The organism is Pseudomonas sp. MS646 (assembly GCF_036693845.1).
Classification (GTDB): Bacteria; Pseudomonadota; Gammaproteobacteria; order Pseudomonadales; family Pseudomonadaceae; genus Aquipseudomonas; species Aquipseudomonas chlororaphis_E.
The window spans coordinates 1,564,226-1,584,192 of record NZ_CP144763.1; the positions used below are offsets into that span (position 1 = coordinate 1,564,226).

The window sequence follows — 19,967 nt, forward strand, 5'->3', positions numbered from 1 at the left end:
CGGCGCACCCGGCTCGCTAGTAAAACATCGACCGCGCTTCTTCGATGTGCGCGCAGCGATCCTTGTTGTCCAGGTCGATGCCCAGCTTCTTGAAGGACGGCACCGCAAACACATCGATCTTGCCGAGAGGGTGGTCGGTGTCTCTGTAGCAATACAGCGCAGCGACCTGCACCAGGTCGACATAATCGACCTGCCGGGTATCCCGGGTGAAATCCAGGTACAAGCCCGGCAGTTTCACCAGCCTCTCTGGAAACTCCCAGACACTGAGCAACTTGTCCCCCAGCACCGGATGAATCGTCTCGATGACATGGTTGAGGCTGACGGGGTCGGACAACAATTCGTTGTTGTCTTGCGCGTACGTCAGGATCGGCAGCACGCCGATCTGGTGCACCAGCCCACCGAGGGCCGCCTGGTCGGGCTTGAGCTGCGTGTAGCCGCGGCACAGCGCATAGCTGACACCGGCGATCTCCAGGCTTTTGCGCCAGACTTCGCGCATTTTCTGTTCGACCACCTCGGAGCGGGCATGGAAAATCTGCTCCATGACCAGGCCAATGGCCAGGTTACTGCTGTAGTTGACGCCAAGCCGGGTGATGGCCGTGTGCAGGTCGGTGACTTCCTGGGTGGCGCGAAGCAGCGGGCTGTTGACCACTTTTATCAGGCGAGCCGAAAGCGCCGTGTCGCGACCGATCACTTTGCTCAGGTTGCTTACGCTGATTTCCGGGTCTTCAGCGGCCCGGCGAATCTGCAGGGCCACTTCCGGTAATGTTGGCAACACCAGGTCATCGTTATCGATGGCCTCCACCAAATCCCGTTGGACCTTCTCCGCCAAATCGCTCATTTCGGTTCTCTAGGGTGTTGCGACAAAGGCTGCGATCAGCGCTGGATCTCGCGGTCGCGGTCCAACTCGTAAGGCAAGTCGAGCAACTGCAGGGTTGGGCCTTCCAGGGCGCCCAGGTGCAGGTTGCCATCTTCCGCTGCTTCGGCCTGCAACACCGCCAGCAGTTCAATGTTTTGCTCGGCTCGCGCAGCCATCACCACTTCGCCGATGGAGCTGCCGTGGGTCGGGGAGAACAGCGCCGTGCCCGGTTCCGGCAGTTCGCTGGCGTCCAGTTGCAGGCGATACAGGCGCCGTTTGAGCTTGCCCAGGTACTGCATGCGGGCGACGATTTCCTGGCCGGTGTAGCAACCTTTCTTGAAACTCACGCCGCCAACGGCTTGCAGGTTGAGCATCTGCGGGATGAACAGCTCACGGGTGGCCGGCATCACCTGACCGATACCGGCGCGGACCTGGCCCAGCAGCCACGGGTTCAGGTCTTTCTCGGCGAGTGCCGCGGCCAGTTGGCTCCTGAGCGCTGGCGCCTGCTCGGCGCGGGCCCAGAGTTCAGCACGGCCGGGGGAAACCCGCACGGCGATCAGCGACTCATGGCGAACCACACTGTCGGTGTCGGCCGGCAGTTCGAGGCCCAGGCCGGCGAGCACGTCGTCGGCGTTTTCCAGGCCGAAGCGAACCCAGGCCGGGCTTTCGTCGGTGAGTTTGGATTTGGAGAACACGGCGTATTTTTTCAGGTCCGCCAGTTGTGGCTCGAGCAGCTCGCTGGCCATCGCCATCAGCACGCCGTCGCCTTCGAGCAGGATGCGGAAGCTCGATTGCATACGGCCTTTCTGGGTGCAGCGGGCACCAAGGCTGGCACGGCTGTCGCTCAGGTAGTTGAGATTGCAGGTCAATTGACCTTGCAGGAATTTGCCGGCATCCACGCCGCGGACCGCGAGAACGCCTTCGTGGGACAGGGTGCAGAAAAAAGCGGAATCAGCCATGGGACATCGCAGGGTAAAAAGTCTGGTGGACATCATAAGGGGGCGCCCTTGAAATGGGTAGTTCACAAAGGAACGGTCGTGGCCGACCAATGCTGTCTGTTCCACCACGGCGGGGCCTGTATACTTGCGCTCTATTTGAGGAGCGCTCCATGGTCGAAGATGTTGAACTGAATCGCCTCTACTGGCACAGCCGTCGCGGCATGCTTGAGCTGGACGTGTTGCTGGTGCCGTTCGTGAAAGAGGTCTATCCCCATCTCAATGAAACGGACCGCGCGTGCTATGTCCGCCTGCTCGAATGCGAGGACCAGGACATGTTCGGCTGGTTCATGGAGCGTAGCGAATCCGACGATCCAGAGCTGCAGCGCATGGTTCGGATGATTCTGGACCGTGTCCAGCCAAAGTAACCGCTTCGAATGCCGCTGGCAGGCCTCCAGGCAACTGCTGGCGGCCTACCTGCTGGCCCAGGCTGTCGCCCTGGGTTCGTTGTGTCTCCTGTCTGTCCCTTTCCCGTTGGCAGCGCTTGGCGTGGTGCTGTGCCTGGCCCATGGCGCCTGGGTCCTGCCGCGACAGCTCTTGTTGACCCATCGACAGGCCTTCAGTGGTTTGCGTTACGATGCGGCCGGTTGGCACCTGTGGAGCCCGGCTCACGGTTGGCGGGCGGTGCAGTTGCGCCCCGACAGCCTGGCGTTGCCGATGATCGTCGTGCTGCGTTTTCGCCTGCGGGGCGAGTGGCGGGTCCGCTCGCTGTGCGTGCCGCGCGACGCGATGGCGCCGGATGTTCATCGGCGCCTGCGGGTGCGGCTCAGGTTCAGTCGACGTAGGTGGGCGGCACCAGGATAGTGTCCAGTGCCTCGGGCAGCAGGTTCGGGTAGTCGAGGGTGTAATGCAGCCCTCGGCTTTCCTTGCGCTCCATGGCCGAGCGAATCATCAGTTCGGCCACCTGGGCCAGGTTGCGCAGCTCGATCAGGTCGCGACTGACTTTGTAGTTGCTGTAGAACTCGTCGATTTCATCCAGCAGCAAGCGCACCCGATGCTGGGCCCGTTGCAGGCGCTTGTTGGTGCGCACGATCCCCACGTAGTCCCACATGAAACGCCGTAGTTCGTCCCAGTTGTGGGCGATGATCACGTCTTCGTCCGAATCGGTGACCTGGCTGGCGTCCCACGAGGGCAGGGCGGCGGGGATGGCGATCTGTGGCAACTGTTGCAGGATGTCTGCCGCCGCCGAGCGGGCGTAGACGAAGCATTCCAGCAGCGAGTTGCTGGCCATGCGGTTGGCGCCGTGCAGGCCGGTGAAGCTGGTTTCGCCGATGGCGTACAGGCCCGGCACGTCGGTGCGGCCCTGCTGGTCGACCATCACGCCACCGCAGGTGTAGTGCGCCGCCGGCACCACCGGGATCGGTTGCCGGGTGATGTCGATGGAAAACTCCAGGCAACGCTCGTAGACGGTCGGGAAATGGCTCTTGATGAAGGCTTCGGGCTTGTGGCTGATGTCCAGGTAGACGCAATCGATGCCCAGGCGCTTCATTTCATGGTCGATGGCCCGGGCGACGATGTCCCGGGGCGCCAGTTCGGCACGCGGGTCGAAGCGCTGCATGAAGCGTTCACCGTTGGGCAGCTTCAGGTGGGCCCCTTCGCCACGCAGGGCCTCGGTCACCAGGAAACTCTTGGCCAGCGGGTGGTAAAGGCAGGTGGGGTGGAACTGGTTGAATTCCAGGTTCGCCACCCGGCAGCCCGAGCGCCATGCCATGGCGATGCCGTCGCCGCAGGCGCCGTCGGGGTTGCTGGTATAAAGGTAGACTTTCGCGGCCCCGCCGGAGGCCAGGATGACGAAACGCGCGCCGTAGGTGTCGACTTCGCCGGTGCCGCGATTGAGCACGTAGGCGCCCAGGCAACGATCACCCTCCAGGCCCAGGCGCTTTTCGGTAATCAGGTCGACCGCGACGCGCTGCTCCAGCAACTCGATGTTCGGCCGCTGCCGGGCCTGGGCGAGCAATGTCTTGAAGATCGCCGCGCCGGTGGCATCGGCCGCGTGGATGATCCGTCGATGGCTGTGGCCGCCTTCGCGGGTCAGGTGAAATTCGAAACCGCCGTCTTCGTTGCCGGAGTGCTCGTCACGGGTAAATGGCACGCCCTGGTCGATCAGCCACTGGATGGCTTCCCGGCTGTGCTCGACGGTAAAGCGCACCGCGTCCGGGTGACACAGGCCGCCACCGGCGTTGAGGGTGTCGTCGACATGGGACTCGACGGTATCGGTATCGTCCAGGACGGCCGCGACGCCGCCCTGGGCCCAGAATGTCGAGCCGTTGGCCAGGTCGCCCTTGCTCAGCACGGCGATGCGCAAATGCTCCGGCAAGGTCAGGGCAAGGCTCAAACCGGCGGCTCCGCTGCCGATTACCAGAACATCATGTTGGAACTGTTGGCTCATTCGAATGGTTTCCGCTCAAGGCGACCCGGGTCGGGGTTGGCGCAGGACACCGTTTCATCGGGTCACGCAGCCACGCAGCCCACTAGTATATAGAGGGGGGGACCGGCACAATAGCCGGGCGAATCATGGCAATGTGGTACCAGTGTGGTGGAACAGCGGCACGCTTCGTCGGATCGCGGTTTCGCATGGGTGGGCAACAAGGCGGCCGTTTCGAGGACAGAGCGTGGTTTATCCCGTCACGGTTGGCCAATGTCCACTTCACAGCGCTATAAAATAGAGGGAACTTTTGCCAGGCGCCTACGTTCAATAGACGGTTGTCTGCAAAAGGGAGCAGCGTTGGGTGTGCAGGATTTCGATTGAAGTCCTTGCCGACAGGCCCGGCGATAGATTATTCGCGCAGCCGGGGAATCTCGTGCTGCGTTTTTCGTGCGTGCCTAGATCAGAGTGCGCCGGAAACTTGCTTGAAAGGGGGAGAACTTTTGCGAAAAGCCCGAGTCTATGTTTGCAAGCCCGGACAATTAGTAATGCAAGCCTCCTTCGAGCTTATCGAGGAGTGTTCATGCTAACCCAGGAAGAGGATCAGCAGCTGGTTGAGCGCGTACAACGCGGCGACAAGCGAGCTTTCGATCTGCTAGTGCTGAAATACCAGCACAAAATTCTCGGGTTGATCGTGCGGTTCGTGCACGACACCCATGAAGCGCAGGATGTTGCTCAGGAGGCCTTCATCAAGGCCTACCGTGCACTTGGTAATTTTCGCGGCGACAGCGCGTTCTACACGTGGCTTTACCGCATCGCCATCAACACGGCGAAAAACTATCTGGTTTCACGCGGCCGCCGGCCGCCGGATAGCGATGTAAGTTCTGAAGATGCAGAGTTCTACGATGGCGATCACGGCCTCAAGGACCTCGAATCCCCGGAACGCGCATTGCTGCGGGATGAGATCGAGGGCACTGTCCACCGAACCATCCAGCAACTGCCCGAAGATTTGCGTACGGCTTTAACTTTACGCGAGTTCGACGGTCTGAGTTATGAGGACATTGCGAGCGTCATGCAATGTCCGGTGGGTACCGTGCGCTCCCGGATCTTCCGCGCTCGGGAGGCCATCGATAAAGCCCTGCAACCGTTGTTGCAGGAAAACTAAAGACAGCGGCGATAGCCAAGAGAGGAACGCCATGAGTCGTGAAGCCCTGCAGGAATCGCTGTCCGCAGTGATGGATAACGAAGCGGACGAACTGGAATTGCGTCGGGTATTGAATGCCTTTGACGATGTTGAAACCCGTGAGACCTGGGCTCGTTACCAGATCGCTCGGGCTGTAATGCACAAGGACCTGCTGCTTCCGCGCCTGGACATCGCTGCGGCCGTTTCTTCTGCATTGGCTGACGAAGCCGTACCGGCAAAAGCCTCCCGCGGACCATGGCGCAGCCTGGGTCGCCTGGCCGTTGCCGCTTCGGTCACCGTAGCCGTACTGGCCGGTGTGCGCCTGTACAACCAGGATGAGATTGCCGGCGTGCAAATGGCGCAGCAGTCCACCCAGCCTGGCCTCGCCGCTCCACAGGTCAAGGGCCCGGCAGTGCTGGCCGGCTACAGCGAAGGTTCGGAAGCTGCAGGTCCGATGACCAACGGTGTGCTGCAAGGCCAACCTGGCTGGCATGACCAGCGTCTGCCTAACTACCTGCGTCAGCATGCCCAGCAAGCTGCCTTGAAGGGTACTGAAAGCGCGCTGCCCTATGCCCGTGCAGCCAGTATGGAAAACCGTTAATTAAGGACGACCATTGCGCGCCATACCTTTATTCGCGCTGTTGCTGGGAGGCTGGTGTACGGTTCCAGCCTATGCCGATGAGGCTCAGGACTGGTTGAACCGCCTGGGCCAGGCCGAGCAGCAACAAAGCTTCCAGGGCACTTTCGTTTACGAGCGCAACGGTAGTTTCTCTACCCACAACATCTGGCATCGTGTCCAGGATGGCAAGGTCCGCGAGCGGCTACTCCAGCTCGACGGCTCGGCACAGGAAGTCGTGCGCATTGATGGACGGACTCAATGCGTCAGCGGCTCCCTGATCGCGGGGTTGGGCAATACGCCAGACGGCACTGCAAGGGCGCTCGATCCGCAAAAACTCAAGAATTGGTATGACCTTGCCGTCATTGGCAAGTCGCGTGTGGCTGGGCGTCCGGCGGTCATCGTTGCGTTGACGCCCAAGGACCAGCATCGCTACGGCTTCGAACTTCACCTGGACAAAGAGACGGGGTTGCCGCTCAAGTCCTTGTTGCTCAATGACAAGGGGCAACTGCTCGAACGGTTCCAGTTCACGCGCATGAATGTTGCCGCGCCGGCGGAGGCCGATTTGCAGGCCTCGGCTGATTGTAAGGTGGTTGCACAGGACCCGGACAAGGCCGCTGCGGTGAAAGCCTCCTGGCACTCGGACTGGCTGCCGCCGGGCTTCGAGTTGGCCAGCAGTACCGCGCGCAAGGACCCGGACACCAAGGTCCTGGTCAACAGCCTGATGTACGACGATGGCTTGGCGCGCTTCTCGGTGTTCCTTGAGCCATTGAATGGCGCCAACGCCACCGATACCCGCACTCAGCTCGGCCCGACGGCCGCCGTCTCCCGTCGACTCACCACGCCCCAGGGCGAAATGATGGTCACGGTGGTTGGCGAGATTCCCATCGGGACGGCGGAGCGGATCGCGCTGTCCATGCGTTCCGATGTCACGGCGACCCAGTAGCGTATTGGCTGGGTGGCCTGAATGCGCGAAAGGCTGATGGCGCCGGGGTCTGATCGAAATGCCGAAACTTCCTGTCAGCATTTTCATTTGCAAAAACACGGTTTTTTTTCTATTAGGTCAGAGCCGCTCGGCCCTGGCCTTGTCTGTTTGCGGAACAAAAATACCGGCGTATCTTTCCCTGGTATTGCTTGCTCCATATCGCTTAACCATGCTCGTCGTAACGGGAGCCGTATGTCGATACCACGCTTGAAAACCTATCTCTCCATCTTTGCCACCGTGCTTGTGCTCGGCCAGGCTGTCCCTGCCGTGGCAGCCGAGTTGCCTGACTTCACGCAGTTGGTCGAGCAGGCGTCGCCCGCAGTGGTGAACATCAGTACGACCCAGAAGTTGCCGGATCGTCGGGTATCGGACCAGCAGATGCCGGACCTCGAAGGCCTGCCGCCGATGCTGCGCGAGTTCTTCGAGCGCGGGATGCCGCCGCAACCGCGGTCGCCGGGTGGCGGTCGCCAGCGTGAGGCGCAATCCCTGGGTTCCGGCTTCATCATTTCGCCTGATGGCTACATTCTGACCAACAACCACGTGATCGCCGACGCCGATGAGATCCTGGTGCGCCTGGCTGATCGCAGTGAACTCAAGGCCAAGCTGATCGGCACCGACCCACGCTCCGACGTGGCCTTGCTGAAAATCGACGGCAAGGACCTGCCCGTGCTCAAACTGGGTAAATCCCAGGACCTGAAGGCCGGCCAGTGGGTCGTGGCCATCGGTTCACCGTTCGGTTTCGACCACACCGTGACCCAAGGCATTGTCAGCGCCATCGGGCGCAGCTTGCCGAACGAGAACTACGTGCCCTTCATCCAGACCGACGTGCCGATCAATCCGGGTAACTCCGGTGGCCCGCTGTTCAACCTTGCCGGTGAAGTGGTGGGTATCAACTCGCAGATCTACACCCGGTCGGGCGGCTTCATGGGCGTGTCCTTCGCCATCCCGATCGACGTGGCCATGGACGTGTCGAGCCAGCTGAAAAGCGAAGGCAAGGTCAGCCGTGGCTGGCTGGGCGTCGTCATCCAGGAAGTGAACAAGGACCTGGCCGAGTCGTTCGGGCTGGAAAAACCAGCCGGTGCGCTGGTGGCGCAGATCCAGGAAGGGGGGCCGGCGGCCAAGGGCGGCCTGCAAGTGGGTGACGTGATCCTGAGCATGAACGGCCAGCCGATCATCATGTCCGCCGACCTGCCGCACCTGGTGGGCGCCCTCAAGGCCGGTGCCAAGGCCAATCTGGAAGTGATCCGCGAAGGCAAGCGCAAGAATGTCGAACTGACCGTCGGGGCCATTCCCGAGGAAGGCAAGGAGCTGGATTCGCAGACCAAATCCGGTGTCGAGCGCAGCAGCAATCGACTGGGCGTGGCAGTGGCCGAGCTTACCGAAGAGCAGAAGCGCACCCTGGAGCTTCAGGGCGGCGTGGTGATCAAGGAAGTGCAGGACGGTCCTGCGGCCCTGATCGGCTTGCAACCAGGCGACATCATCACTCACCTGAACAACCAGGCCATCGGTTCGGCCAAGGAGTTCACCGATATCGCCAAGGCACTGCCGAAGAATCGCTCGGTGTCGATGCGGGTCCTGCGTCAGGGACGTGCGAGTTTCATCACCTTCAAGCTGGCCGAATGACCGGTTAGCGCCGCAATGAAAAAACCGCCTCAAGAGAGGCGGTTTTTTATGCGTGGTAAATACTGCCTGCCACGCAGATGGGTGACGAGCCCATGACCCTGTGGGAGCTGTGCTGGGCCGTAAACCTGGCGTCGCAGCCTTACCCCATCATGTCCTTGACCATGCGTTCCTGTTCCATGAGCTCCCGTTGCCGGGCGTCGATGCGTGACGACAGCGGGAAGTTGGTGCCGGCGCGACGTTTGGCGAAGTCCAGTTGCTGGATGGCCTGGCGGTAGTCGCCAACCAGCGCGAAGTACTCGGCACGCGCCTGATGCAAGCCAATGATGTTGCCCGACAAGCCGCGAGTCTCGGCCACCATGTACCAAACGTCCGGGTCGTCCGGGCGGGACTTGAGCAGCGTTTCCAGGGCCTTCTCGGCGTCGGCGGGGCGGTTTTGCTTGAGCAGCAGGTCGACCCGTACCTGGTTGAGGGGGTAGTTGCCTGGGTATTGCGTCAGCATCCGGTCGACGCGCGATTGTGCGTCGGCCAGCTTGTTGCTGGTGATGTCCAGGTCAACCTGGGCCAGGTTGTAGATGATTTCGTTGGGTGATTTGGCCAGTAGCGGCTTGAGGTTTTCCCGGGCCTCGTTCAATTGGCCGCCCTTGATCTGCGCGATCGCCAGGCCATAGCGCGCCACGTCGTTCTTCGGGTTCTCATCCAGCTGCGCCCGGAAGCGCTTGGCGCCCAGGCCCGGGGTTTCTTCGTAGATCAACTGGACGCGTGCGCGAATCAGTTGATAACGCACGCTGTCCTCGATGCCGCCCGGCTTGGCCTGTTCGGCGCGGTTACGGGTGTCGGCGATCCGGGATTCGGTCACTGGGTGAGTCAGCAGGAACTCCGGAGGCCGGGCGTCGAAGCGGTACTGGCGCATCAGGCGCTCGAACATGGTCGGCATGGAGCGCGGATCGTAGCCGGCCTTCTCCAGGTTCAGGATGCCGATACGGTCGGCCTCCTGTTCATTCTGGCGGGAGAAGCGCCGCTGTTCCTGGATGGCGGCTGCCTGGGTCCCGGCGATGGCGGCGATGCCGGCGTCACCGCCACCGGCGGCGGCGATCACGATGCCGGTCAACAGCGCCGCCATCATCGGCACTTGCATGCGCTGCTGGGCTTCGACGCCGCGGGCGAAGTGGCGTTGCGACAAGTGCGCCAGTTCGTGCGCCATGACCGAGGCGTATTCGCCTTCGGTCTGGGCGTTGAGGAACAGGCCGCCGTTGACCCCTACGATCCCGCCCGGCGCGGCGAAGGCGTTGAGTTGCGGGCTGTTGATCAGGATGAACTCCAGGCGCCGGTCATTGACCTGGCTGGTTTCCACCAGCTTGTAGACGCTGGTTTCAACATAATCCTTGAGCTGTGGATCGTTGAGCTGGGACACCTGGCTGCGCAACAGGGCCAGCCAGGCGCGACCCAGCTGGTGTTCCTGTTCCGGCGAGACGATGGCAGAACTGGCGTCGCCAAGTGACGGCAGGTCGTCGGCGAAGCCCGGTGAGGCAAGCAGGCAAGCGAGCGTCAGCAGGGTGGGGCGCAGAAATGTCATGCACGAAGCCTTAGTCGACAAAGACCTTACTGTAGCCGGACACCGGGCCCGGGACCAGATATTCTAGGCGGCTCAACGACCTGCCGCGGAGTGAACCGATGACCGATGCTGTAGCCCACGATGCCGAACTGGACGCCAGCGGCCTGAACTGCCCGTTGCCGTTGCTCAAGGCCAAGCTGGAACTCAATCGGCTGGCCAGTGGCGCGGTGCTCAAGGTGACCGCCACGGATGCGGGCTCCCAGCGTGATTTCCGCACCTTCGCCCGGTTGGCCGGTCATACGCTGCTGCGTGAAGAAGACGATAACGGCGTTTACCGTTACTGGCTGAAAAAGGCCTGAGCAATCGATGACGCTTCTTAAGGATTTTTAATGTTCAAGGTGTTACGCGACTGGATTCAACGCTACTTCTCCGATGAGGAGGCGGTGGTCCTGGCTGTCCTGCTGTTCCTGGCCTTCACCGCCGTGCTCACCCTGGGCGGCATGCTGGCACCGGTGCTGGCGGGGATGGTGCTGGCGTACCTGATGCAGGGCCTGGTCACCACCCTGGAGCGCCTGCGTTTGCCGGGCGCCGTGGCCGTCGGCTTGGTGTTCGCCCTGTTCATGGGCTTGCTGGTGCTGTTCATCGTGGTGATCGTGCCGCTGCTCTGGCACCAGTTGGTGACGCTGTTCAACGAGTTGCCGGGGATGCTCGCCAAATGGCAGTCGCTGCTGTTGCTGCTGCCCGAGCGTTATCCGCACCTGGTGTCCGACGAGCAGGTACTGCAGACCATCGAGGTGGTGCGCGGGCAGATTGGCAAGTTCGGTCAGTGGGCGCTGACGTTTTCACTGTCCAGCCTGCCGCTGCTGGTCAACATCATGATTTACCTGGTGCTGGTGCCGATCCTGGTGTTCTTCTTTCTCAAGGACCGGGAAATGATCGGGCGCTGGGTCCGGGGCTACCTGCCTCGCGAGCGCACGCTGATCACTCGGGTGGCCCAGGAAATGAACCGCCAGATCGCCAATTACATTCGCGGCAAAGTCATCGAGATTTTCATCTGCGGCGGCGTGACCTACATCGGCTTCGTGGCCCTGGGGCTCAACTACGCGGCGCTGTTGGCCTTGCTGGTGGGGGTTTCCGTGGTGGTGCCGTACGTGGGCACCGTCGTCGTCACCGTGCCGGTGGCGCTGATTGCGCTGTTCCAGTGGGGCTGGAGCGATCAGTTCATTTACCTGATGGCGGTCTACGGGATCATCCAGACCCTGGATGGCAACGTGTTGGTGCCGCTGCTGTTTTCCGAGGCGGTGAACCTGCACCCGGTGGCGATCATCTGCGCGGTGCTGCTGTTCGGCGGGTTGTGGGGGTTCTGGGGCGTGTTCTTCGCCATTCCCCTGGCGACGCTGTTCAAGGCCGTGCTGGATGCGTGGCCGAGCAAGGAGCCGGTGGTGGCGCCGTTGTTGTAGCGGTCACATCTGAATGAGTCGGTGAGGTTGATGGCGCCATCGCGAGCAAGCTCGCTCCCACAGGGATTGATTAACACCACCAATCCATAGTGGGAGCGAGCTTGCTCGCGATGGCGCCAGTACAGGGCAGTGAGAATTTCAGGCCTTGTCGAGCGCCTGGGCCGCCGCCAGCACCGCATCCACATGCCCCGGCACTTTCACACCACGCCACTCCTGGCGCAGTACACCGTCCTTGTCGATCAGGAAGGTGCTGCGATCCACGCCCAGGTATTCCTTGCCATAGAGCTTTTTCAGTTTGATCACATCGAACAGCTGGCAAACGGCTTCGTCCTTGTCGCTGATCAGCTCGAACGGGAATTCCTGTTTGCACTTGAAGTTCTCGTGGGACTTGAGGCTGTCCCGGGAGACGCCGAACACCTCGGTGTTGGCGGCCTGGAACTGCGGGTACAGGTCACGGAACCCCTGGCCTTCGGTGGTGCAGCCTGGCGTGCTGTCCTTCGGGTAGAAGTAGATCACCACCTGCTTGCCTTTCAGGGCCGCGAGGCTGATGGTCTGCCCGCTGGTGGCGGGCGCCTGGAAATCGGTAACCGGTTGGTCGACGGCAACGGCCATGAACGCTTCCTTACATTGGGTTTTGTGGACGCCACGGTTCGATCAGCGCATCCAGGTTCATCGCGTCGGCGAAGTCCAGGAACTGATCGCGCAGCCAACTGATCTGGGTGCCGGCCGGCAGGGTCACGGTGAACGTGGCATTGAGCATGGTGCCGCCGGTCTGGGGTGCCTGGTAGGTGTCGCAGGTCAGGTTTTCCAGCTCGACGTGGTGGTCCATGAAGAATTGGCACAGCTCGTTGATGATGTCCGGGCGGTAGGCCGAGCTCACGTAGGCCACGTAGGGCAGAGCCTGGGGACGGTTCTCCAACGCGGCGCTGCGCACCACGTTGACGGTGAAGGCGTGCTTCTTCGCCAACACGGGGAGGCTGCCTTCCAGGCGAGCGAGGGCGTCCCAGCTGCCGGAAATTTCCAGCACGAGCGCACTGCATTCGCCGTGACGGGTCAGGCGTGAGGTCACGACGGCGCAGCGATTTTCATGGCTGGCGCGGCACAGGACGTTAGTCAGCTCCATGGGGTTGGCGCCAAGGGCACTGATAACAAGGAATTGTTCGCGGACTGTGGGGGTGGACATGCAGCATTCCTAAAGCGATGAGCGGTCGGTACTTTTTACAGCCCGGTACGGCGCCAGGCCCCGGAAAAGCGCACGGCCCAGGCCCAGTGTCCGGGGTTGCGCCGTGTTCCGCGATGGCAGCAACGGACCGGGACAAACGCAGGATCGGGGCTTGTGGCGACGAAAACGGAGGCTGGAAACCGGCGTACGAGCTTATCGGTACCGATCAAAGCCTGAAGGGTAGCGAAAACCATCGCCAAGGGGAATGGTAGTTCGCTTGTACAAGCATCTTGGCGCCAGTACCATTACCGCTCTCTTTTTCCGGCAGGAGCGGTTTCATGATTGCGGGCAGTATGGTGGCACTGGTCACACCCATGGATGCACAAGGGCATCTTGACTGGGCCAGCCTCAGCAAACTCGTGGACTTCCACCTTGAAAACGGCACCCATGCCATTGTCGCCGTCGGCACCACCGGCGAGTCGGCCACCCTCGACGTCAACGAACACATTGAAGTCATCCGGGCCGTGGTCAAGCAGGTCAATGGCCGCATCCCGGTCATCGCCGGCACCGGCGCCAACTCCACCCGCGAAGCCGTCGAACTGACCCGCAATGCCAAGGAAGCCGGCGCCGATGCCTGCCTGCTGGTTGTCCCGTACTACAACAAGCCGACCCAGGAAGGCCTGTACCAGCACTTCAAGCACATTGCCGAAGCCGTCGACATCCCGCAGATCCTCTATAACGTTCCCGGCCGCACCTCCTGCGACATGCAGGCCGAGACGGTGATCCGCCTGTCCACCGTGCCGAACATCATCGGCATCAAGGAAGCCACGGGCGACATGAAGCGCGCCAAGGCGATTCTCGATGGCGTGAGCGAGGATTTCCTCGTGCTGTCCGGTGACGACCCGACCGCCGTCGAGCTGATCCTGCTGGGTGGCAAGGGCAACATCTCCGTGACTGCCAACGTCGCTCCGCGCGAAATGGCCGACCTGTGCGAGGCCGCGCTCAAGGGCGACGCCGAGACCGCCCGGGCCATCAACGAAAAACTGATGCCACTGCACAAGGACCTGTTCATCGAGGCCAACCCGATTCCGGTGAAATGGGCCTTGGTCGAAATGGGCCTGATGCACGAGGGTATCCGCCTGCCACTGACCTGGCTGAGCAACACCTGTCATGAACCGCTGCGGCAGGCCATGCGCCAGTCCGGCGTCCTGGTTTAATTGAGGAAGTACAACGCATGAAGCGAATGGCCGGACTTTCCGCACTTGCCTTGATTATCTCCAGCACCAGCGGCTGCGGATGGATCTGGGGGCCGGAAGGTTACTTCCGCGACCGTGGTAGCGATTACCTGCAGGCGCAACAGACTGCACCGATGCAATTGCCGCAAGACGTCAACGTCGCCAAGCGCCTGGATCCGCTGCTGCCGATCCCGCGCAACGTTGCCGACGACACCGCCAAGGGCGAATACGTCGTCCCACGCCCGCAGCCGCTGTCGGCCGTGGCCGAGGCCAGCGACTACACCTTGCAGAAAAGTGGCGATTCCAGCTGGGTCATGGGCCAGCATCCACCGGCTGAAGTCTGGCCCGTGGCAATCCAGTTCTTCCAGGACAACGGTTTCCGCCTGGATGAACAACGCCCGCAGACCGGCGAATTCACCACCACCTGGCAGCGCGCCGATGAACTGTCCGCGGCCATGGGCAAGCGCCTGAGCGCCGCCGGTGTCGCATCCGACGCCGAAACCCGCGTGCGGGTGCGCATCGAGCCTGGCGTGCAGCGCAACACCAGTGAAATCTATGTCGTCAGCGCCGAGCGTCCTGCCGGCAGCACCGCCGACGTGGCCTTCACCAACCGTTCGGTCAACACCGGCCTCGACGCAGCACTGGTCGATGACATGCTGGCCAGCATGAGCCGTACCGCCGAGCAGGGTGGTTCGGTTTCGATGCTCGCCACCCGCGACTACGACACGCCAAGCCGCGTCAGCCTGAGCGAAGACGGCAGCGGCAACCCGGTGCTCAACGTCGGCTCCGACCTGGACCGTGCCTGGTCGAGTGTTGGCCGTGCATTGGAGCAGGGCGAATGGCGAGTTGAAGATATCAACCGCAGCCTGGGCCTGTACTACATCAACCTCGCCGAAAAAGCCGAGAAGAAAGACGAGAAGCCGGGCTTCTTCAGTGGCCTGTTCGGCAGCAAGCCGGACAAGGAAGAAGTTGAAGCCCGTGCCGAGCGCTATCAGGTTCGCCTGAGCAAGGTGGGTGACAGCGTCCAGGTGACCGTCGAGAAGAACATCAACACCGTGGCGCCGGCCGAAGTGGCTCGTAAAGTGTTGAGCGTGATTCAGGACAACCTGGGCTGATCCGATGCGTTTTGCCGTTCTCGGCAGCGGTAGCCAAGGGAACGGCACGCTGGTCGCCAGCGCCGGTACGTATGTGCTGGTCGATTGTGGTTTCTCCCTGCGGGAAACCGAGAAGCGCCTGTTGCGCCTGGGTGTGCATCCGGCGCAACTGAGCGCGATACTCGTGACCCACGAACATGCCGACCACGTGCATGGCGTGGGTTTGCTGTCTCGGCGCTACAATCTGCCGGTGTACCTGAGCCGTGGGACTCTCGGCGGCCTGCGCAAGCCCATCGAACCGGCGGGGTTCGTGGCCGGTGGCGAGCAATTGCGCATCGGCTGCCTGGACATCAGTGTGGTCAGCGTGGCCCATGATGCCCGTGAGCCGACGCAATATGTGTTCAGTGACGGCGAGCGGCGCTTCGGCTTGTTGACCGACCTGGGTTCGTATTGCGACAGGGTGATGGACAGTTACCGCGACCTCGATGCCTTGATGATCGAGTCCAACCACTGTCGTGACATGTTGGCGCGCGGGTACTACCCGTATTTCCTCAAGCAGCGGGTCGGCGGGGAACACGGACATTTGAACAACCACCAGGCCGCGTTCCTGGTGGCCGAGTTGGGCTGGCAAGGCCTGCAACACCTGGTCCTGGCCCATCTGAGCAGCAAGAACAACCTGCCGCAGCTGGCCCGGCAATGTTTTGTCGACACCCTTGGGTGCGACCCGGACTGGCTGCAACTGGCCGATCAAGATTCAGGGCTCGACTGGCGACATATCGCCTAGCCCACTACTTAGCAAGCGGAGCCATCATGGAAAAACGTGAAGAACTCTACCGCGGCAAAGCCAAGTCGGTTTACAAGACCGACGACGCCGACCGTTTGATCCTGCTGTTTCGCAACGACACCTCGGCGTTCGACGGCAAGCGCATCGAACAGCTGGACCGCAAGGGCATGGTGAACAACAAGTTCAACGCCTTCATCATGCAGAAGCTCGAAGCCGCCGGCGTGCCGACCCAGTTCGACAAGCTGCTGGGCGACAATGAATGCCTGGTCAAGAAGCTGGACATGATCCCGGTCGAGTGCGTCGTGCGTAACTACGCCGCCGGCAGCCTGGTCAAGCGCCTGGGCGTGGAAGAGGGCATGAAGCTCAACCCCTACACCTTCGAATTGTTCCTGAAGGACGACGCCAAGGGCGACCCGTTCATCAACGAATCCCACGTCGTGGCATTCGGCTGGGGCACCGCCGAGCAACTGGCGCGCATGAAGGAACTGTCCCTCAAGGTCAACGAGGTGCTGAGCAAGCTGTTCGACGACGCCGGCCTGCTGCTGGTGGACTTCAAGCTCGAGTTCGGCGTATTCAGCGACGGCTCCATCGTCCTGGGTGACGAATTCAGCCCGGACGGCTGCCGCCTCTGGGACAAGGCCACCAAGAAGAAAATGGACAAGGACCGCTTCCGCCAAGGCCTCGGTGATGTCATCGAAGCCTACGAAGAAGTCGCCCAACGCCTGGGTGTGCCGCTGTAAACGACGCAAGCATCTGATAGCACGGAAAAAATTTCGCTCGGGGGTTCGCTTCCGGCGAATGTGCTGGTATGATGCGCGCCACTGGAGAGATGCCGGAGTGGCCGAACGGGACGGATTCGAAATCCGTTGTACTGGCGACAGTACCTAGGGTTCAAATCCCTATCTCTCCGCCATTATTGAATACGATTAAGCCCCTGAAATGGTTGAACATTTCAGGGGCTTTTTCGTTTTTCGGGTTTGAGTGATTCTAGTGCGCATTGTTTTGCGAATTACTTTACGTATACTCAGGGTGCGCGCCTAAGCAGCGACGTTAACAAATGAATTGAGGCAACTAGCGCATGAGTGCACTTCTAGACCGAGCTGAGCAGGCAGTCTCCGCTACCGCGATGGTTCGCGGTTTCAGTGCGAAATTGAAGGAAGTCACCAGTGGGGAGGTCACCCACCTGGTGATTTTCAAAGACAACGAGCCGGCTGCTGTGTTGGTAGGCGTAGATGCCTATCAAGCCCTGCAGGATGAGCTTGAGGATCTGCGTGCCGAGCGCCTGGCCATCGAGCGTCTGGCAACCTTGGACGAACAGAACACGGTAAGCCTTGAGAGTATGGAGGCTTGCTTCAAGTAGGCAGCAGCTAATGAAATGGAGCGTCCGATTTCACCCCGATGTTGAACATGACTTGAAACAGCTGGGCAATGCCAAGGCGAAACAAATCCTGAAGGTGATACGCGAGCGTATTTCAGAAGGAGAGCCCGAGAAGATCGGTAAGGCCCTTCGTGGAGCGCTTGCCGGTTATCGCCGAATTCGGACGGGTAATGTACGCATCGTCTATCGCATCAACGGCACCGAAATTATTTTGGTCCTGTGTGTAGGCGCAAGACGCGACGATGAAGTTTATGAAGTCGCCAACCGTCGAGTCTGACCAAGCTCTTGTTTTGACATAATTGATAGCACCAAGCCCCTGGAAATGAACATTTCAGGGGCTTTTTGGTTTCTGGCGTTTGATTTTCAGGCGGTGATCTCGTCACAACGCCACGGACTTGGGGCTAGCGCTGATCAACGCTACCCGCTACCCGATTTGCCAGCAGTTCGCCCAGATCGATCACCTGCTGAATACCCATCGCCGCATGCCGCCGCGACCCTTCAAGGTCGAATACTAAAGGTACCGCTTCACAGCCCAGCGGGGGGCAAGCGCCCTCGCCACGCCAATTCCCGGCGTAACCCTCTGCGCATGTCACCATCCTGTGACAATTGCGCTAATGTCTCTCTAGCAGAAGGCTTGCCTGCCGATAGGTAAGACATACCCTAAAAAGGAGTGACCTCATGCCACGGTTCTTCGCCGATCTGGGCTTTCGCTGGAAAATCACCCTGCCCATTGCTTTCCTGGCGTTGTTGCTGGTGTTGATGGGGTGGTCGGGGATGCGGGGCATTGGCCAGGTGACGGAGTCGAGCACGCAATTGACCAACCGTTATCTGCCGGCGATCAGCCTGCTGCTCAACGCCGATCGAGACCTTTACCAGGCGTTTGTCGCCGAACGCAGCCTGCTGGGGGGCAATGCGGGGGAGCATCTGGAGGCGTTGCGGGCCAGTCATCGGGACAACCTGAAGCAGGCTTATGATCGCGTGCAGAAATACGCCGCGATGCAGCCGGGGGCCGATGCGATGGCACTGGTCAGTCAGTTCAATGACCGCTTTGCCCAGTGGTCGCAACTGTCACGGCAGGTGGTCGAGCAGGCGGCAAGCAATCCACAGGCGGCCAGCGCCCTGAGTTTCGGCGAGGGTGAAAGTAAGTTCGATACCATGCGCGATGCCATCGACAAGCTCGGTGAGCTGGAGGATGCCGCGTCGCAACGCGAGGGGCAGGCGGCAATTGATCATGGTGAAGCGGTGGGAGTGCAGCAGGGCGGCATTCTGTTGATTGGATTGCTCGGCTGCATGGTGTTGATTGCGGTCTTGCCCTTGGTGGTGTTGCGTCCGATGCGGCGCTTGCTGCACCGCGTCGAGCAGATTGCCGAGGGCGGCGGCGATCTGAAGGGGCGCCTCGAGGTGGGCTCGGCGGATGAGCTGGGCCAGCTCGGCAGTGCTTTCAACCGTTTCCTCGACAAGCTGCAACCGCTGATTGCCGAGGTGGGCCGGGTGTCCGGTGAGGTCGATTCAGCGGCACGCGCCATGGCGAAGATGGCGGCGACCAATGATCAACTGATCAGCAGTGAACATGCCGCCCTCGACCAGGTCAGCACCGCCGCGACCCAGATGAGCGCCGCCGTACACGAGGTGGCCCACAATGCGGTGAGCGCGTCCGACGCCGCACAGCAGGCCAGCAGCCAGTCCCGTGAGGGCACCGAGGTGGTCAACAGCACCATCGACTCGATTCGGCAACTCGCCCAGGAAGTGGAAAGTGCGTCGTCTACCATCGAGGCCTTGGCCCAGGAAACTTCCAGCATCGGCGCCGTGCTGGAGGTCATCCGCGGGATTGCCGAGCAGACCAACCTGCTTGCGCTGAACGCAGCCATTGAGGCCGCTCGGGCCGGCGAGCAGGGCCGCGGTTTCGCTGTCGTGGCGGACGAAGTCAGGGCCCTGGCGGCGCGCACCCAGGATTCGACCAAGGACATCCAGGTTCGCATCGAACGCCTGCAATCGGGCGTCGCCAAGGCCGTCCAGGCCATGCAGGTAGGCAGCGGCAAGGCCCGCGACAGTGTCGCGCAGGCCGCCGGGGTCGATCAGGTGCTCAGCGGTACCAGCGGCTCGATCCAGCGGATCAACGACATGGCTGCGCAAATCGCCAACGCCTGCGAGGAGCAGAGCAGTGTCACCGAGGAAATCGCCCGCAATATTTCCGATCTCCGTGATTTGTCCAACGAAGCGGCGCAGAATTCCGCCCAGAGCATGCAGGCCAGCCAGCAGCTTTCCACCCTGTCGAAGAACCTGGCGCAATTGACGGGGCGTTTCCGCGTTTGAGGCCGTGGCCCCGGGATCGTGCGTCCTGGAGCCCTCCAACGGTCAGATCTCCTTTACGGGTGTCTCGCCCTGGACGTTCTTGATCAGCCCGATGGCATGCATGCAGTCGGCCTTGTTCACATAGGATTCGCCGCTGGCGATCGTTTCATGGTTGCCGGCCCTCAAGCGCCAGCGCCATTGGCCTTTTCCGGTGCAAAGGGTGCCGCGGGTTTGCCGGTAGATTTCAAAATACATCGATTCGCTCCCTGCGATGATTCAGTCAAGACATGTGGTGCACATGTGGCTCACAGCCTAGCCAAGCGGCCGGATTTGGCTACGTGAAAATCGTTTCCATTGGTTATCGGGTATGTCCGGGCGCAGGCTCTG

At 61.3% G+C, this 19,967-nt stretch carries 22 protein-coding genes and 1 tRNA gene; 16 read left to right on the plus strand and 7 right to left on the minus strand.

Translation table 11 applies throughout. The annotated features are described in order from the left end of the window. Positions 1-16: 16 nt before the first annotated feature. Positions 17-838 carry an HDOD domain-containing protein gene (locus V3H56_RS06955; RefSeq protein ID WP_042732113.1) on the minus strand — a complete coding sequence of 274 codons (822 nt, stop codon included), beginning with the start codon at positions 836-838 and terminating at the stop codon, positions 17-19. A 35-nt stretch (positions 839-873) separates the two neighbouring features. Further along, complete coding sequence (locus tag V3H56_RS06960; protein WP_042732112.1) at positions 874-1,815, minus strand: folate-binding protein YgfZ; 942 nt, start codon at positions 1,813-1,815, stop codon at positions 874-876. A gap of 149 nt (positions 1,816-1,964) precedes the next feature. Here V3H56_RS06960 and V3H56_RS06965 point away from each other — a divergent pair, with 149 nt between their 5' ends. Together V3H56_RS06965 and V3H56_RS06970 are read left to right on the plus strand one after the other, a co-directional pair. Next, positions 1,965-2,219 carry a succinate dehydrogenase assembly factor 2 gene (locus tag V3H56_RS06965; RefSeq protein ID WP_042732111.1) on the plus strand — a complete coding sequence of 85 codons (255 nt, stop codon included), beginning with the start codon at positions 1,965-1,967 and terminating at the stop codon, positions 2,217-2,219. Continuing rightward, positions 2,203-2,655, plus strand: a complete 453-nt coding sequence (locus V3H56_RS06970) for a protein YgfX (RefSeq protein WP_212803486.1) — start codon at positions 2,203-2,205, stop codon at positions 2,653-2,655. Before V3H56_RS06965 ends, V3H56_RS06970 begins: the two co-directional genes overlap by 17 nt. Here the strand turns inward: V3H56_RS06970 and nadB are convergent. Continuing rightward, a complete protein-coding gene (gene nadB / locus V3H56_RS06975) occupies positions 2,624-4,240 on the minus strand; it encodes an L-aspartate oxidase (protein WP_212803487.1) in 1,617 nt (538 codons plus the stop codon). The two genes, V3H56_RS06970 and nadB, sit on opposite strands and share 32 nt — an antisense overlap. 559 nt (positions 4,241-4,799) lie before the next feature. Between nadB and rpoE the strand changes: the two genes are divergently transcribed. The 4 genes from rpoE (at position 4,800) to V3H56_RS06995 (ending at position 8,623) form a co-directional block, all read left to right on the plus strand. Continuing rightward, on the plus strand, positions 4,800-5,381 hold the full coding sequence (gene rpoE / locus V3H56_RS06980) for an RNA polymerase sigma factor RpoE (protein WP_003172477.1): 582 nt from the start codon (positions 4,800-4,802) through the stop codon (positions 5,379-5,381). A 31-nt stretch (positions 5,382-5,412) separates the two neighbouring features. Next, entirely contained in the window at positions 5,413-6,000 is a 588-nt protein-coding gene (locus tag V3H56_RS06985) for an RseA family anti-sigma factor (protein ID WP_042732348.1), read from the plus strand. A gap of 13 nt (positions 6,001-6,013) precedes the next feature. Beyond that, positions 6,014-6,961, plus strand: coding sequence for a MucB/RseB C-terminal domain-containing protein (locus tag V3H56_RS06990; RefSeq protein WP_042732347.1), 948 nt, complete (start codon positions 6,014-6,016; stop codon positions 6,959-6,961). Positions 6,962-7,192: 231 nt separating this feature from the next. Beyond that, the gene (locus tag V3H56_RS06995; protein ID WP_042732346.1) at positions 7,193-8,623 is read left to right on the plus strand and encodes a DegQ family serine endoprotease; all 1,431 of its coding nucleotides are present in this window, start codon (positions 7,193-7,195) and stop codon (positions 8,621-8,623) included. 139 nt (positions 8,624-8,762) lie between these two features. Here the strand turns inward: V3H56_RS06995 and V3H56_RS07000 are convergent, their stop codons facing one another. Further along, positions 8,763-10,196 (minus strand): M48 family metalloprotease, encoded by a 1,434-nt coding sequence (locus V3H56_RS07000; RefSeq protein WP_047739241.1) that lies wholly within the window; start codon positions 10,194-10,196, stop codon positions 8,763-8,765. A gap of 98 nt (positions 10,197-10,294) precedes the next feature. Between V3H56_RS07000 and V3H56_RS07005 the strand changes: the two genes are divergently transcribed. Then, on the plus strand, positions 10,295-10,534 hold the full coding sequence (locus tag V3H56_RS07005) for a sulfurtransferase TusA family protein (protein WP_025212368.1): 240 nt from the start codon (positions 10,295-10,297) through the stop codon (positions 10,532-10,534). A 30-nt stretch (positions 10,535-10,564) separates the two neighbouring features. Then, entirely contained in the window at positions 10,565-11,635 is a 1,071-nt protein-coding gene (locus V3H56_RS07010; RefSeq protein ID WP_042731971.1) for an AI-2E family transporter, read from the plus strand. A gap of 138 nt (positions 11,636-11,773) precedes the next feature. Here the strand turns inward: V3H56_RS07010 and V3H56_RS07015 are convergent, their stop codons facing one another. Together V3H56_RS07015 and V3H56_RS07020 are read right to left on the minus strand one after the other, a co-directional pair. Further along, positions 11,774-12,247 carry a peroxiredoxin gene (locus V3H56_RS07015; RefSeq protein WP_042731972.1) on the minus strand — a complete coding sequence of 158 codons (474 nt, stop codon included), beginning with the start codon at positions 12,245-12,247 and terminating at the stop codon, positions 11,774-11,776. Positions 12,248-12,257: 10 nt separating this feature from the next. Further along, positions 12,258-12,818, minus strand: a complete 561-nt coding sequence (locus V3H56_RS07020) for a glycine cleavage system protein R (RefSeq protein ID WP_003184325.1) — start codon at positions 12,816-12,818, stop codon at positions 12,258-12,260. Positions 12,819-13,135: 317 nt separating this feature from the next. Here V3H56_RS07020 and dapA point away from each other — a divergent pair, with 317 nt between their 5' ends. The 8 genes from dapA (at position 13,136) to V3H56_RS07060 (ending at position 19,601) form a co-directional block, all read left to right on the plus strand. Continuing rightward, positions 13,136-14,014, plus strand: a complete 879-nt coding sequence (dapA, locus tag V3H56_RS07025; protein WP_042731973.1) for a 4-hydroxy-tetrahydrodipicolinate synthase — start codon at positions 13,136-13,138, stop codon at positions 14,012-14,014. A 17-nt stretch (positions 14,015-14,031) separates the two neighbouring features. Beyond that, the gene (bamC, locus tag V3H56_RS07030; protein WP_042731974.1) at positions 14,032-15,147 is read left to right on the plus strand and encodes an outer membrane protein assembly factor BamC; all 1,116 of its coding nucleotides are present in this window, start codon (positions 14,032-14,034) and stop codon (positions 15,145-15,147) included. A 4-nt stretch (positions 15,148-15,151) separates the two neighbouring features. Continuing rightward, a complete protein-coding gene (locus V3H56_RS07035; RefSeq protein ID WP_042731975.1) occupies positions 15,152-15,910 on the plus strand; it encodes an MBL fold metallo-hydrolase in 759 nt (252 codons plus the stop codon). A 26-nt stretch (positions 15,911-15,936) separates the two neighbouring features. Continuing rightward, the gene (gene purC, locus V3H56_RS07040) at positions 15,937-16,650 is read left to right on the plus strand and encodes a phosphoribosylaminoimidazolesuccinocarboxamide synthase (RefSeq protein ID WP_016963914.1); all 714 of its coding nucleotides are present in this window, start codon (positions 15,937-15,939) and stop codon (positions 16,648-16,650) included. 83 nt (positions 16,651-16,733) lie between these two features. After that, positions 16,734-16,823 (plus strand) — tRNA-Ser (locus tag V3H56_RS07045). A 213-nt stretch (positions 16,824-17,036) separates the two neighbouring features. Further along, positions 17,037-17,270 (plus strand): type II toxin-antitoxin system Phd/YefM family antitoxin, encoded by a 234-nt coding sequence (locus V3H56_RS07050; protein WP_221178971.1) that lies wholly within the window; start codon positions 17,037-17,039, stop codon positions 17,268-17,270. Positions 17,271-17,280: 10 nt separating this feature from the next. Then, complete coding sequence (locus V3H56_RS07055; protein ID WP_338474385.1) at positions 17,281-17,565, plus strand: type II toxin-antitoxin system RelE/ParE family toxin; 285 nt, start codon at positions 17,281-17,283, stop codon at positions 17,563-17,565. Between the two features lie 401 nt (positions 17,566-17,966). Further along, on the plus strand, positions 17,967-19,601 hold the full coding sequence (locus tag V3H56_RS07060) for a methyl-accepting chemotaxis protein (protein ID WP_338474386.1): 1,635 nt from the start codon (positions 17,967-17,969) through the stop codon (positions 19,599-19,601). A 42-nt stretch (positions 19,602-19,643) separates the two neighbouring features. Here V3H56_RS07060 and V3H56_RS07065 read toward each other — a convergent pair whose 3' ends face one another. Then, positions 19,644-19,835, minus strand: a complete 192-nt coding sequence (locus V3H56_RS07065) for a DUF1508 domain-containing protein (protein ID WP_042729651.1) — start codon at positions 19,833-19,835, stop codon at positions 19,644-19,646. Positions 19,836-19,967: the final 132 nt, after the last annotated feature.

What these genes read in the sequence shown, in the direction of transcription:
- V3H56_RS06955 (WP_042732113.1), bottom strand. Translation starts at nt 838, where the DNA reads ATGAGCGATTTGGCGGAGAAGGTCCAACGGGATTTGGTGGAGGCCATC.
- V3H56_RS06960 (WP_042732112.1), bottom strand. Translation starts at nt 1,815, where the DNA reads ATGGCTGATTCCGCTTTTTTCTGCACCCTGTCCCACGAAGGCGTTCTC.
- V3H56_RS06965 (WP_042732111.1), top strand. Translation starts at nt 1,965, where the DNA reads ATGGTCGAAGATGTTGAACTGAATCGCCTCTACTGGCACAGCCGTCGC.
- nadB (WP_212803487.1), bottom strand. Translation starts at nt 4,240, where the DNA reads ATGAGCCAACAGTTCCAACATGATGTTCTGGTAATCGGCAGCGGAGCC.
- rpoE (WP_003172477.1), top strand. Translation starts at nt 4,800, where the DNA reads ATGCTAACCCAGGAAGAGGATCAGCAGCTGGTTGAGCGCGTACAACGC.
- V3H56_RS06985 (WP_042732348.1), top strand. Translation starts at nt 5,413, where the DNA reads ATGAGTCGTGAAGCCCTGCAGGAATCGCTGTCCGCAGTGATGGATAAC.
- V3H56_RS06995 (WP_042732346.1), top strand. Translation starts at nt 7,193, where the DNA reads ATGTCGATACCACGCTTGAAAACCTATCTCTCCATCTTTGCCACCGTG.
- V3H56_RS07000 (WP_047739241.1), bottom strand. Translation starts at nt 10,196, where the DNA reads ATGACATTTCTGCGCCCCACCCTGCTGACGCTCGCTTGCCTGCTTGCC.
- V3H56_RS07005 (WP_025212368.1), top strand. Translation starts at nt 10,295, where the DNA reads ATGACCGATGCTGTAGCCCACGATGCCGAACTGGACGCCAGCGGCCTG.
- V3H56_RS07010 (WP_042731971.1), top strand. Translation starts at nt 10,565, where the DNA reads ATGTTCAAGGTGTTACGCGACTGGATTCAACGCTACTTCTCCGATGAG.
- V3H56_RS07015 (WP_042731972.1), bottom strand. Translation starts at nt 12,247, where the DNA reads ATGGCCGTTGCCGTCGACCAACCGGTTACCGATTTCCAGGCGCCCGCC.
- V3H56_RS07020 (WP_003184325.1), bottom strand. Translation starts at nt 12,818, where the DNA reads ATGTCCACCCCCACAGTCCGCGAACAATTCCTTGTTATCAGTGCCCTT.
- dapA (WP_042731973.1), top strand. Translation starts at nt 13,136, where the DNA reads ATGATTGCGGGCAGTATGGTGGCACTGGTCACACCCATGGATGCACAA.
- bamC (WP_042731974.1), top strand. Translation starts at nt 14,032, where the DNA reads ATGAAGCGAATGGCCGGACTTTCCGCACTTGCCTTGATTATCTCCAGC.
- V3H56_RS07035 (WP_042731975.1), top strand. Translation starts at nt 15,152, where the DNA reads ATGCGTTTTGCCGTTCTCGGCAGCGGTAGCCAAGGGAACGGCACGCTG.
- purC (WP_016963914.1), top strand. Translation starts at nt 15,937, where the DNA reads ATGGAAAAACGTGAAGAACTCTACCGCGGCAAAGCCAAGTCGGTTTAC.
- V3H56_RS07050 (WP_221178971.1), top strand. Translation starts at nt 17,037, where the DNA reads ATGGTTCGCGGTTTCAGTGCGAAATTGAAGGAAGTCACCAGTGGGGAG.
- V3H56_RS07055 (WP_338474385.1), top strand. Translation starts at nt 17,281, where the DNA reads ATGAAATGGAGCGTCCGATTTCACCCCGATGTTGAACATGACTTGAAA.
- V3H56_RS07060 (WP_338474386.1), top strand. Translation starts at nt 17,967, where the DNA reads ATGCCACGGTTCTTCGCCGATCTGGGCTTTCGCTGGAAAATCACCCTG.
- V3H56_RS07065 (WP_042729651.1), bottom strand. Translation starts at nt 19,835, where the DNA reads ATGTATTTTGAAATCTACCGGCAAACCCGCGGCACCCTTTGCACCGGA.